This is a genomic window from Betaproteobacteria bacterium, assembly GCA_009377585.1.
In the GTDB taxonomy this organism is placed as follows: domain Bacteria; phylum Pseudomonadota; class Gammaproteobacteria; order Burkholderiales; family WYBJ01; genus WYBJ01.
In genome coordinates this window covers 149,239-161,096 of sequence record WHTS01000002.1, presented here as the reverse complement: position 1 = coordinate 161,096, position 11,858 = coordinate 149,239, and the positions used below count along the sequence as shown (strand labels likewise).

The following is an 11,858-nucleotide window of genomic DNA, read 5'->3' as shown; positions in this document are numbered from 1 at the left end:
TGCGGGTAAAGGCCCCATACGACACCCGGTGCGGGCGCCGCCACCGCGGCGTTCGATACGGCGGCCATGCGCTCAGCCGCCCGGGTTGAAGTGTCTCAGCAGCGCCTGCCGCAGTCGCCGGCCCCATTGCTGCGCGAGCGGTGCAGCACCGAAGTCGAAGCGAACCCATGCGCGCTCGCCAGCACGGCCGGAGGCGACATCGGCCGGCAGGCGCACATCGAGCACCACTACGGCATCGAGCGGCGTCGATTCGTCTTCGGCATCCGGGTCGGTGAGGATGGTGCCGCCATTGCGTGTGCTGAGCGCCGCGCTCGGCAGGCGCTTGCCGGCTGCGTGCGAATCGCGCTCGAGCTGCGCGCGAACCGGTGCACCGAGGTTTCCGGCCAGCTGCGCGGTGACCGTGCGCGTGTGCGCCTTGAGCGGCGCGGCTTCGTCCTGCGGTACGGCGACACGCACGATGCGGCCTTGGTCCGCGAGCACCTGGCCGAGCAGCTCGCCCTTGCGGACATACGTCCCTTCCAGATCGCTCTGCCAGGGCATGACCAGCCGTCCCGCGACCTGGGCGCGCACGCGCAACGCATCGATGCGTTCCTCCGCGCGCTCGAGCTCCGCCCGGGCCTGCGCCAGCGCCTCGGCCGCGTCCTGGGCCTTGTTCGCATCCGTGCGCAGGGCACGGAAGTGCTCGGTCTCGAGCGCCCCGATGCGCGCGCGCAACCGAACCGCTGCGGCGACCAGCGCGGGATTGCGCAGCTCCATGACGATATCACCGGCGCCTACTTGCGCGCCATCGCGAACCGGCGTGGCGACGACGAAGCCGTCGGCGTGCGCACGCACCTGGGCGTCTTCGGGCACCCACACCACGCCTTGGGCGACGGCCGCGAACGGCATCGGAACGAGCGTCAGCAGGGCCACGAACGCGCTCACCGACACGGCGAGCGCGACGGCGGCGCGAAACCCGGCGGCACGCCCTGGCGCGCTGGGACCGAATGCGTTTCGAAGCAGGCGCAGCGGTGCGGACAGCAACTGTGCTCCCACGAGGGCCAACAGCAGCGTGCCCAACACGAACGAATACGTACCGGCCCAAAGCACGATCGCGCAGGCCAGGCCGATGCGATAGAGCCACGACAGCGGCGCATAGAGCTCGAGCCAGACCCGCTCGCCGCGCGCAGCCACGATCGGCTCGGCCGGCGGCAGCCGCAGCAGCGCAGCCTGCATGCGCTCCAGCCAGTACCGTGCGCTGCGGCCGGCGAGGTTGGGCAGCTGCAGTGCGTCGGTCAACGCGTGGTAGCCGTCGAAACGGATGAGCGGGTTGGCGTTGAAGAGCAGGGTCGAGATCGCGCCGATGAAGGCTGCGACAAAGGCGATGTCACGGCCGAGCCCGGGCTCGAGCGCGAGCCAGGCGGCCAGGCCGAGCGCGGCGATCCACAGCTCGGCCATGATGCCCGCCGCGCTCGTCAGCACGCGCTGGCGTGCTTTGGGCAACGCCACTGCGGCGCTGCCGTCGACGAAGGGAACCGGCATGGCGACGAGCAGCGTGATGCCCCACGCGGGTACGGCGCCGCCCCAGCGGCGGATCGCCAGGCCGTGCGCGAGCTCGTGCACCGCCTTGATGATCGGGTAGAGGACGAGCGCGATGAGGATGTAGCGCGGCGTCGCCAGCCACTTGGCGGCGTGCGCGAAGAGCGCATCCCAGTGGGCGGCGGCCAGCGCGACGCCCACGCCGACGCAAGCGGTCCAAAGCAACAGAACGGGCCAGCGGAACAGCCACTGGCCCAGGGGAGCAAGCGCCGCGAGCAGCCGCGTCGGATCGCCCAGCGGGATGCGGAAAGCGAGCGGATTTCGCGCCGGTGCGCGCGACCGGGCGCTTTGCTCCTGGTATTGGCGATAGGCGGCGTCGAAATCGGCCGAACGCTCGCATTGCAGCAGTCCGCGCTCGTGCAACTGCGCGAGGATACCGATGCACTCGTCCTGGGTCGGCGCATCGTCGCCGAGCTCCGCGCAAGCGGCATCCCAGACCTGCTGCACGCTGTGCGTTGCTGTGAGACGGCCGGCGATCGCGTAGGCGGACCGGTTCAGGCGCAGGCTGCGGCCGTTGCGCGGATCGATCAACAGGTGCCAGACTTCGCCCCGGCAGGGCTGGCGCTCGATGCGCACCCGATCCGCGATGCCCGGCCGCAACGCGCTGACGCGATACCAGAGACTGCTGAAGACCGAGGCGGTCACGGCCATCCGGTCCACGACCAAAGGGTGAGACGCGCCCAGTCGAGGGCGCGGCGCGACCAGCTCGCCAGCAGCGGGCGCTTACCCGCTTCGATCTTGGCCACGCCCTGCAGGCCGGGACGCAACTCGCCGCTCGTACCCAGGAGCTCGGCCTCGACCTCGAACACGTTTTCGCCGTCGGCGACGACGGCGATCGGACTCACCCGCACAACCCGAATGGAAAGCGACTCCCATGGCAGGGCGGACAGCGCGAGGCTGCCTTCCCGAGCCGGGGCGATCGCGGCGATGTCGCGCTCGTCGACCCGCACGATCACGCGGAAGCGCTCCTCCGAAGCGACCGTGACCAGCGGTGCGCCGAGCTCGACCGGGGCGCCCACCGACTGGCTGAGATCGCCGGCGACCACCATGCCGTCGAACGGCGCGACGATCTGGACACGCTCCAGGCGGCTGCCGACGAGCTCGAGCTGCGCCTTGGCCTCCGCGGCGCGCGCCATGTGCACCACGGCCTGCGCTCGATCGCCGCGCGCTATGGCGTGCGCATAGGCATTCTCGTGCTGATCGAGCTGGCCAACGAGCTTGCGCTGTTCGAGCCGCAGATCCCGATCGGCCAGCTCCACCAGCAATTGGCCGCTCGTCACCCGGTCGCCGGGACGAACATGCACCGCTTGCAGGTAGCCCTCGAGCGAGGCCACCAGTGCCCGTTGCACCGAGCCTTCGACCCGGGCGCGCCCGCCGATGTACGAGGGTGCCGGCATCAGCGCCGCCAGCGCGAGCAGCAATAGCGCGGCGGCGAAGCCAAGACGCTTGATGTATCCGTCGCCCTGCTTGCCGAGCGCCAGCCAGACGCGCACTGCCGCGGCGATGCGCGCGCCAAGCGGTTGCTCGTCGAGCCAGCGCAGATGCAATACCGGTCCGACCAGACAGAGGAGGTGTTCCAGTTGCTCGATTTCGGCGCGCTCGAACCGGTTCCGCCCGCGCCGCTCGAGGCAGATCACGCCGACGGCTTTCCCGCGATGCATGAGCACGATGCTGCAGGCGCTGCCGCCGAAGCGGCGGACCAGGCCGCTGTGCGCGGCCGCTATGCGCGAAGGTCCGTCGCAGTCCGGCACGCAAACCGTCACACCGTTGGCAAGCGTTTCTTCCATCGCGCTCGCAAGCTCGCGATCGTTCGCCACGTTGGCGCCCGGCTGGCCATGGGAGACGGCGACCAGCTCGACGGCGTCGCGGTGGCGCACGCCGAGGCTTACGCGGTCGCAACCCAGGCGCTCGGCCAGCTCGGTGACGAACGCGCAAGCGGCCGGCGCAAAGCCGTCCGCGGCGAGCACTCGGGCCTGCAGTGCCGCCAGGTGTTCGAACATGCGAACGCCTGCGGCAGGGGATGCGGCCGAGTCGACGGGAAGAGAATCGGGTGCAGCCATCGGCAATTCCGCAATAGCGCCGGACGAACACCGGCCGGTCGCTTGCAATGTCGGCTCGAGCTGCTGATTTCTTGAGCAGCGCGAAGCGACGAAGCGTTGCGCAGACCGCGCTGCGTGGACATGACACCTGCGGCGAACGCATCCGGTCGTGCCGAGCCCGCCTCGGCGTCGGTTCGCCCCGACCAACCGTAGGCCGCCGCCGCGGCGGCGATGGGGACCCTTCCGCGATCGTCCGGCCTGGCCTATGATGCGTGCAGGCGCGGGCGTGGCTCGCGCATCTGACCCGTGACTTGCGTACACGTGTGAGGAGATCGTATGGGAATCACCGTAGAGCAGTTCTCCGCAGATTGCAGCCGCATCCTGAATGCCGAGCCGGGACCGGCGGGGCGCGAGAAAGTATGCGAATTGCTGCGTAATGCCTTGAAGGACGAAAACTTCGTTGCGTCGACGCTTACCGACGACGTGCCCGAGCGCAAGATCCTGTACGAAGATCCGAAGCAGGGCTTCGTCATCCTGGCGCACCACTACCAGGGCGCCAAGGAAAGCCCCCCGCACGATCACGGTCCCTACTGGGCGATCTACGGCCAGGGTCGCGGCGAGACGCACATGTCCGATTGGGAGCTGCTCGAACCGGCCAGCGAGGAGAAGCCCGGCAAGGTGCGCCGGAAGCGCACTTACTCGCTCGCGCCCGGCATGGCCTACCTGTACAACGAAGGCGATCTGCACTCGCCGAGCCGCGCCGGCAGCACGCGCCTGATCCGGATCGAAGGCAAGAACATGGAGAAGGTGAAGCGGCTCAAGTACGAAGCGGTCTGATCGAGCTCTGCCGCACGCGAGTTACCGCGGTCGCGTCCGCCGCCCTCGCAAGCAGGATTTGCGCTGGTCAGGTCTGACGGACGCTCTTCTCGCCCTGGATCAGAGCGGCGCGACCGCGAACAACAACGTCAGGATGTTGCGGTCGTTGGCGCGGCGATAGGCAGCGCTGCTGGCGAGACTGCGGATCAGGGGGATGCCCTGGCCGCCGATGCAGTCCACCGCCGGCGTCTCGGCATGGAAATCGAGCGCGAGTGGATCGAAGGCTGCGGCGGCGTCCTGGTAGGTCAGGCACAGCGCGCCGGGCCCAGGCAAGGCATGCAGCCACACCGGATGGTCGCATTCGCCCCGGTAGCCGTGGCGGACGGTGTTGGTGAAGAGCTCCTCGATCACCAGTTCGATCCGCAAAGCCGCGGGCGCAACGATCCCGGCATCGCGACATGCCTGGCGCACGCAACCCAGGATTTCGGGTAGCGCGCTCATGCGAGCCGAAAAGCGGCGGGTGTCGGACCGATCGCTCATCGCGGTATTAGAGCAACCGTCCCGGGGAGGCGCAATGTCGAGAATATGGGCTGCGTTGCTGCTGTGCGCGCTGAGCGCCTTGGCGGCGGCCGCGGAGCAGAGCGCGGATTACGCCGGCGTGGTCAAGATCGCGAAGGGCGAGGTGGCGATCGAGCGCTCCGGGGCGAAATCGCCCGCCACGCCCGGCGTACGCGTTCAGTCCGGCGATCGGATCGTCACCGGCCGCGACGGCCAGGTCGGCATCACGCTGCGCGACAACACGTTGCTTTCTGCCGGGCCGAACTCGTCCCTGGCGCTCGATCAGTTCGCGTTCGACTCGACCACCCATGCGGGCGCCATCGATGCGTCGGTGCAGCGCGGGACGGTGGCAGTGGTCTCGGGCAAGATCGCGAAGCAGTCGCTCGAGGCGGTACGGTTCCGTACTCCGAACGCCATTCTCGGCGTGCGCGGCACGTCGTTCGTGATCGACGCGGGCGCGGGCGAGCGCTGATGGACCCGATATTGCCGATCGTGATCTTCGGTGCGCTGATCGCGATTTTCGGCAACGACGAGTCGACGCCTCCAGCGCCGCAGGAACGCGTCGTGCTCTTGCCCGAGCGCGACGGGAGCGCAACCGCAGTCACCGTGCGTACCCAGCGCGGCGAGGCGATCCTCGATCGCCCCTATGCCGCTACCGACGTGTTCACCGGCGGTGCACTGGCACGCGTGGACGAATCGGCTGCGTCGGTGCAAAGCCGCTTCGGCGCGGCGCTGGCGGCGCAGCCTCCGCCACCGGTCTCGTTCACGATCTATTTCGTTTTCGATACCGACGAGCTGACGGCGGCCTCGCGCGCGCAGTTCGACCGCATCAAGGCCGAGTTGGCGACGCGACCGGCGCCGGAGATCGTCGTCATCGGGCATACCGACCGTGTGGGGAGCGTGCCATACAACGACGAGTTGTCGCTCAAGCGCGCCCAAACCGTGCGCGGCGCGCTGCTTCAGGCCGGCATCGAGCCGGGCGGCATCGAGGTGGCGGGACGCGGTGAGCGCGAGCCCGCCGTGGCGACCGCGGACGAAGTCCACGACGAGCGCAACCGGCGGGTCGAGATCACCGTGCGCTGAGGGCGGCATCCGGGCCGAGCCAGCGCAGCACGAGCAGGGTCAGATCATCCGAAGCGGGCGCACCGGCGACGAACGCGCCCACGTCCGCGCGCACGGCTTCGACCGTCGCGCCGGCACTCGTGTCGGCGGAGAGCCGCTGCAGGCATTGCGCGAGCCGCTCCTTGCCATACAGCGTTCCGGCCGGATTCTCGGCTTCAGCGATGCCGTCGGTGAAAAGGACCAGCAGATTGCCCGGCTGCAGGCGCCAATGCTGGCTGCGGTATTCGAAGGTCTCCAGGGCACAGAGCGGCGGCCCCGATTCCGCTCGGTCGAGCTGGCAGGCCTCGCGCCCGTCGTAGACGAAGGGCGTTTCATGGCCGGCCGTCCAGTAGGTGAGCTCGCCGCTGTCGACCTCCAGGACTGCGGCAAACGCGGTCACGAACATCGATTCCGGGTTGTCGCGCGAAAGCTCCGTGTTCACCTGCGTGAGCAGCCTTGCGGCCTCGTCGCCCGCGCGCAGCGCCACGCTCTTGGTGAGCGCCTTGGTGATGAACATGAACAGGCTTGCCGGGATGCCTTTGCCGGACACATCGGCGATATGGAAGAAAAGGCGATCGCGATCGAGCATGAAGAAATCATAGAGATCGCCGCCGACGGTCAGGGCCGGCTCGACGGCGGCGGCCAGCTCGAAGCGCCGCTCGTGCGGAAAGCTCGCTTCGCTGCGCGGCAGGCTGCCGAGCTGGATGCGTCGCGCGGCTTCCAGCTCGCCGGCCACGCGCGCCGCCGCTTCGCGCGCCGCGCGCAGCGACCGCTGGCTCATGCGTCGGTCGTGGTCGGCCTTCGCCAGCGCGGCGGCGACCAGGGTCGCGAACACCACGGATAGCGCCACTGCGAGGCTCGCCGCATCGAACAATAGTCCCGTCCACACGAACAACGCGAACCCCAGCGCGATGACCAGCAGCAGGGTTGCTCCGAGCAGGAAGAGCGCGCCCTGGCGGCGCATTGTGGGCGTTGCCCAGACGAGCAGCCCCCCGAGCAGGAGCAGGCTGGCAGCCTCGGCAGCCGGCATCCAGTGCGGTCGTTGCAGAAAGCGCCGCTCGTGGAAGCTTTCGACGATTTGGGCATGCACTTCGGTGCCTGGCACGGTTTCCGCACGCGGCGTGACGCGGTGGTCCACCAGGGCGAGCCCCGTGATGCCGATGATCACGATCTTGCCTTGCAGTCGCGCCGTCGCGGGGCCCGATGCGGATTCGGCCGCGAAAACATCGAGCGCCGAGACATAGCGCTGCGGCGCCGGGCGGCTGAAATGCAGCCACATCTCGCCGCCGGGCTGGGTCGGTACGTGCAGATCGCCGACGGAAACCGAGGCCACGGCGCCCTCGTGCACGTCGACCACCACCGCCGGCGCGCCGCTTGCCACCCGCACCAGCTCGAGCGCAAACGCGGGCAGCAGGGCGACACCATCGGTGCTCACCAGCGGCACGCGTCGCAGGACGCCGCGCTCGAGGTCCGCGTTGATGATGCCCTGGCCGGAAGCCGCGCGCTGGAAGCGAGGCAGGCTCGGAAGCGTGGCGCGATACTGGCGCAGCGGCTCACCGATCGGACCGCCTTGCACGACGACCGGCGTCTTGGTGAGCAGGATCGTGTTATCGAGCGGCGCCGCAGTATCGGCGCCGGCGACGCCCAACACGACCGGATGGCGCGAGATGGCCGCGGCCAGCCGCGCGTCGTTGGGCGGGATGGTGGCGAGCGCTGCGATGACATCCGCATGGGCAGGATCCAGGCGTGGAATCAGCGCCTCGGGCGAGGTCTGATCGGGCTCGGGCATGATGATATCGAGCCCGATCGCGCTTGCTCCGGCGGCGCCGATGCGTTCGATCAGCTCGGCCAGGCGCGTGCGCGGCCAGGGCCACTGGCCGAGCCTGCGCAAGGAAGGCTCGTCGATCTCGACGATGACAACGTCCTCGGAGCGGCGCTCGCGCGGCAGCGCGAACTGATAGAAGTCGAGCCAGGCCAGGCGCAGGCGCGTAAACGGCGAATAATCCGGCAGGCCGATCGGCAGGCTCAGCGTCGCGAGCACCAGGAGCGCGACCCGGCGGCCGCGACCGGCGCACGCGGCACGGATCGCCCTCGCAGCCACGCGCGTTATCAAAGGTCGAGCTCGAGCCCGTCGTAGGCCGAAATGACTTCCAGGCGATGGCCGTCGCGGGTGATTTCCTCGAAGCGGCGGGTTTCCTGCAGCACCTGGGCGATGCGCTGGTCGTCGTAGGCCGGCTCGTGATGGTACATGCACAGGCACCGAACCCGCGCCGCCTGGCACAGCTCGACGCCGACGATGTTGCTGGAGTGTCCCCAGTCGGCCTTGACCGAGATCGCATCGGCGAGCGCATACATGGCATCGAAAATCACCACGTCGGCGTCACGAAAGAATTCGATGAACGCGGCCCGCTCGTCCACGTCGCCCACCTTGTGCTCGGAGTCGGTCGTGTACACCAGCGACTTGCCCTGCGCTTGCACGCGATAGCCGTAGGAATCGCCTTCGTGGCGCTGCAGCTTGGGCGTAATCGCCAATCCGGCAATGGCGTGCGGCTTGCCGGGCTCGAGCCGGTCGAATTCGATGGTCGCGGCGAGCTGGGAAAAATCGACCGGAAAGCTGGGCGCGGCCTGCTGGCGCCGAAACGCCTCCTCCAGTACCGCATGACAGCCATGGATGACGATGCGATTGCCGGGAATGTACACCGGGGCGAAGAACGGGAACCCCATGATGTGATCCCAGTGTACGTGCGACATGAAGACGTGATAGGTCTGCGGCGCGCCTGCACCGTAGCGCTGCAGGAAGGATTGGCCGAGCGGGCGAGCGCCGCTGCCCATGTCGAAGACGACGTGCTCGGCGCCGCCGGTATCGAGCTCGACGCAGGACGAATGGCCGCCGAAGGTGCCGCGCACGTCGAACCCCAGCTCCTCGTCGACGTAGCGTTCGATTGCTTCGGAGGTGTCGAGACTGCGCCCGACGCTTCCGCTCAGGGCGGCGATGAGCTTGCGGCGGATCTGCGGCGCGGTCAACGAAACCGGGATCGATCCGCGCGTCCCCCAGAAACGGACCTTCACCCGCCGGCCCCTTCGCTGGCGAGCGCATCGTCGAGGCTGCGATAGATCCTGAACACCATGTCGAAGCGGCTGATCTCGAACACTTCGCGCACCATGGGGCTCAAAGCGGCGATGGCGATGCGTCCTGCTTGCGCCTCGGCCTGCTTGGCCGCCACCATGAGCGCGCGCAATCCGACGCTGCTGATGTAGTCCACGCCGCTCATGTCGACGATCAGCGCCTCTGCGCCGGCCCTGCAGCGGTCGAGGTGCGGCTGCAGCGCGGTAGCGAAAGCCTCGGCGCTGGCGTGATCGATCCGACCGGCCGGTGCAACGACGACGGCTCCGCGCTGGGCGCTTACGGTGAGCTGCATGCGGGCGGCTGCGGGATAATGATGGCGGATTATAGGCACAGCCGAACCGCGTCATGGGGCTCCCGTGCACACGCCCGTCAGATGATGCGTCCCGGGTAGCGCGCAGGGGCGGGTAACGAGGGCATCTGCGAGTCGTCACGCTTTCCGGTCCAAGATATTCCCGTATAATTAATGGCTTGCATGAACAATCTCGACCCGGGGTGAAGCAGCTACAATACGCTACAATCCATTGCGGTCTGCGGGGCTAATGGCGCATCCTATGGTGTGTTGCCAGGCTCCACGGACGCTTGCCAAGGAAGAAAGCAGCCTGATGGCCAATCGTAAGACGGTATACAACGAAGCCTCGTTCCGGGCGCTGAAGGGCCTGGAGCCGGTGCGGCAGAACCCCGGCATGTATACGCACGTCGTGCATCCGCTGCACATCGTGCAGGAGGCGATCGACAACGCGGTGGACGAAGCGCTGGCCGGCTTCGGCCGCCGTATCGTGGTGACGGTGTACAAGGACGGCTCGATCGAAGTGGTCGACGAAGGCCGCGGCATTCCCGTGGGGATTCACCCCGAGGAGGGCAAGCACGTGGTGGAGATGGCCTTCACCATGCTGCATGCCGGCGGCAAGTTCGACAAGGAAGGCAACGAGTCGGCCTACGTGATCGCGGGCGGCCTGCACGGGGTGGGGGTCGCAGTGACCAATGCGTTGTCGAAGCGGCTCGAAGTGACCGTGTACCGCGAGGGCGCGAAGCATGTGATGGCGTTCGAGGACGGGGAGGTCGTCGAGAAGCTGAAGAGCGCCAAGGGTAAGGAATTCGAGCGTCGCACCGGCACGGTCGTGCGTGCCTGGCCCAATCCGAAGTACTTCGACAGCCCCAATATCCCTCAAGGCGAGCTGGAGCACCTCATCCGCTCCAAGGCTTATCTGCTGCCCGGCCTCACGACCGTGCTGCGCTTCGAAGGCAAGGAGGGCTTCGAAGAGAAATCGTGGACGTTCAAGGGCGGGATGGCGCAGTACTTCGATGCCATGCTGGGCGGGCGCGAGCTGGCGGCGCCGCTCTTCACCGGGGAGCGCTATTTCGACGAGGACCCCAAGGAGCAGTCGGCCGAGATCATGCCGGGCGAAGGCGCGGCCTGGGCGTTGGGTTTTTTGGCCTTCGGCGATACCTTTACCGAGAGCCATGTCAATCTCATCCCGACCCGTTCGGGCGGCTCGCACGAGCTCGGGTTTCGCAACGGCATCTTCGATGCTTTGCGTGCCTTCATGGATACTCGCAGCATCACCCCCAAAGGCGTGAAGCTGGTGGCCGACGACATGTGGTCGCGCGCCTGCTTCACCCTTTCCGCCAAGATCGTGCGCACGCAGTTCCACGGCCAGACCAAGGAGAAGCTCACCACCAAGCACGCCGTCCGGCTGCTCGAGCTGTGCGTGCGCGACGCCTTCGAGCTGTGGCTCAATGCGCACCCCGAGGACGGCAAGCGCATCGCCGAGCTCGCGGTGGAGCAGGCGATGAACCGGCTGCGCAAGGGGCAGAAGTACGAGCGCAAGAAATCCTCCGGCGTGGCCACCCTGCCCGGAAAACTGGTCGACTGCGCCTCGGGCGACACCTCGCGCAACGAGCTTTTCATGGTCGAAGGCGATTCGGCGGGCGGCTCGGCCAAGGAAGCACGCGACAAGGATACCCAGGCGGTGCTGCCGCTGCGCGGCAAGGTGCTCAACACCATGAGCAAGGATTCGCGCACGGTGCTCGCCAACAAGGAGCTGCAGGCGATCGCCACCGCGATCGGCGTCGATCCGCACGGGTTCGACGATACGCCGGACCTGTCCGGCCTGCGTTACGGCCGCGTCATCGTCATGACCGATGCCGACGTCGACGGCGGCCACATCCAGGCGTTGCTGCTGACCTTCTTCTTCATGCACTGCCCGAGGCTGGTTGAGGCGGGCCGCGTCTACGTCGCGCAGCCGCCGCTGTTCAAGATCGAGGTTGCGGCGCAAGGCAAAGGCAAGCCCGCGCGGCGGGTGTATTGCCTGGACGAGGAAGAGCTCGACGATGCGCTCGGGCTATTGCGCAAGGAAGGCGTAAAGGAGGGCGCGTGGGAGATCTCACGCTTCAAGGGCCTGGGCGAGATGAGCCCGGAGCAATTGTGGGACACGACCATGAACCCCGACACCCGGCGCCTGGTGCAGATGCGCCTCGCCCGCGACCAGATCAAGCAAGTGCGCTCGACCTTCGAGCTGCTGATGGATGCCGGCGAAGCCGAAGGGCGGCGCAATTGGATGCGCGAGCATTGGAAGACCGTGGAGGCGGATGTTTAGACCACCCCGTCCGCGACCTTGTCGCGTCCCGCCCCTCCTTGG

General features: G+C 67.9%; 10 protein-coding genes. 4 read left to right on the top strand and 6 right to left on the bottom strand.

Going from position 1 to position 11,858, the window contains the following annotated elements; genetic code table 11:
- Nucleotides 1-72: 72 nt before the first annotated feature.
- Both GEV05_01500 and GEV05_01495 read right to left on the bottom strand, forming a co-directional pair.
- The gene (locus GEV05_01500; GenBank protein MPZ42080.1) at nt 73-2,229 is read right to left on the bottom strand and encodes an HlyD family efflux transporter periplasmic adaptor subunit; all 2,157 of its coding nucleotides are present in this window, start codon (nt 2,227-2,229) and stop codon (nt 73-75) included.
- Nucleotides 2,220-3,638, bottom strand: coding sequence for an HlyD family efflux transporter periplasmic adaptor subunit (locus tag GEV05_01495; GenBank protein ID MPZ42079.1), 1,419 nt, complete (start codon nt 3,636-3,638; stop codon nt 2,220-2,222). Before GEV05_01495 ends, GEV05_01500 begins: the two co-directional genes overlap by 10 nt.
- Before the next feature lie 315 nt (nt 3,639-3,953).
- Here GEV05_01495 and GEV05_01490 point away from each other — a divergent pair, with 315 nt between their 5' ends.
- Nucleotides 3,954-4,454: a hypothetical protein gene (locus GEV05_01490; protein MPZ42078.1), complete on the top strand. Its 501-nt coding sequence runs from the start codon at nt 3,954-3,956 to the stop codon at nt 4,452-4,454.
- Between the two features lie 99 nt (nt 4,455-4,553).
- Here GEV05_01490 and GEV05_01485 read toward each other — a convergent pair whose 3' ends face one another.
- Nucleotides 4,554-4,973 (bottom strand): hypothetical protein, encoded by a 420-nt coding sequence (locus tag GEV05_01485; GenBank protein MPZ42077.1) that lies wholly within the window; start codon nt 4,971-4,973, stop codon nt 4,554-4,556.
- A 34-nt stretch (nt 4,974-5,007) separates the two neighbouring features.
- Here GEV05_01485 and GEV05_01480 point away from each other — a divergent pair, with 34 nt between their 5' ends.
- Both GEV05_01480 and GEV05_01475 read left to right on the top strand, forming a co-directional pair.
- Nucleotides 5,008-5,463: a hypothetical protein gene (locus tag GEV05_01480; GenBank protein MPZ42076.1), complete on the top strand. Its 456-nt coding sequence runs from the start codon at nt 5,008-5,010 to the stop codon at nt 5,461-5,463.
- Nucleotides 5,463-6,074 carry an OmpA family protein gene (locus GEV05_01475; GenBank protein MPZ42075.1) on the top strand — a complete coding sequence of 204 codons (612 nt, stop codon included), beginning with the start codon at nt 5,463-5,465 and terminating at the stop codon, nt 6,072-6,074. The genes GEV05_01480 and GEV05_01475 overlap by 1 nt, the downstream gene beginning before the upstream one ends.
- Here the strand turns inward: GEV05_01475 and GEV05_01470 are convergent.
- From GEV05_01470 to GEV05_01460, 3 genes are read right to left on the bottom strand one after another with little or no spacing between them, the layout of a single operon-like run.
- Nucleotides 6,061-8,205, bottom strand: coding sequence for a CHASE2 domain-containing protein (locus GEV05_01470; GenBank protein MPZ42074.1), 2,145 nt, complete (start codon nt 8,203-8,205; stop codon nt 6,061-6,063). The two genes, GEV05_01475 and GEV05_01470, sit on opposite strands and share 14 nt — an antisense overlap.
- On the bottom strand, nt 8,202-9,161 hold the full coding sequence (locus tag GEV05_01465) for an MBL fold metallo-hydrolase (protein MPZ42073.1): 960 nt from the start codon (nt 9,159-9,161) through the stop codon (nt 8,202-8,204). The genes GEV05_01470 and GEV05_01465 overlap by 4 nt, the downstream gene beginning before the upstream one ends.
- On the bottom strand, nt 9,158-9,511 hold the full coding sequence (locus GEV05_01460; GenBank protein MPZ42072.1) for an anti-sigma factor antagonist: 354 nt from the start codon (nt 9,509-9,511) through the stop codon (nt 9,158-9,160). The genes GEV05_01465 and GEV05_01460 overlap by 4 nt, the downstream gene beginning before the upstream one ends.
- A 310-nt stretch (nt 9,512-9,821) precedes the next feature.
- Between GEV05_01460 and GEV05_01455 the strand changes: the two genes are divergently transcribed.
- Nucleotides 9,822-11,816, top strand: a complete 1,995-nt coding sequence (locus GEV05_01455; protein ID MPZ42071.1) for a DNA topoisomerase IV subunit B — start codon at nt 9,822-9,824, stop codon at nt 11,814-11,816.
- The last annotated feature ends 42 nt before the right edge of the window (nt 11,817-11,858 follow it).

Bases quoted from the DNA above. Each gene is read 5' to 3' on its own strand.
- GEV05_01460 (MPZ42072.1), bottom strand. From the start codon at position 9,511: ATGCAGCTCACCGTAAGCGCCCAGCGCGGAGCCGTCGTCGTTGCACCG.
- GEV05_01475 (MPZ42075.1), top strand. From the start codon at position 5,463: ATGGACCCGATATTGCCGATCGTGATCTTCGGTGCGCTGATCGCGATT.
- GEV05_01485 (MPZ42077.1), bottom strand. From the start codon at position 4,973: ATGAGCGATCGGTCCGACACCCGCCGCTTTTCGGCTCGCATGAGCGCG.
- GEV05_01500 (MPZ42080.1), bottom strand. From the start codon at position 2,229: ATGGCCGTGACCGCCTCGGTCTTCAGCAGTCTCTGGTATCGCGTCAGC.
- GEV05_01455 (MPZ42071.1), top strand. From the start codon at position 9,822: ATGGCCAATCGTAAGACGGTATACAACGAAGCCTCGTTCCGGGCGCTG.
- GEV05_01495 (MPZ42079.1), bottom strand. From the start codon at position 3,638: ATGGCTGCACCCGATTCTCTTCCCGTCGACTCGGCCGCATCCCCTGCC.
- GEV05_01480 (MPZ42076.1), top strand. From the start codon at position 5,008: ATGTCGAGAATATGGGCTGCGTTGCTGCTGTGCGCGCTGAGCGCCTTG.
- GEV05_01490 (MPZ42078.1), top strand. From the start codon at position 3,954: ATGGGAATCACCGTAGAGCAGTTCTCCGCAGATTGCAGCCGCATCCTG.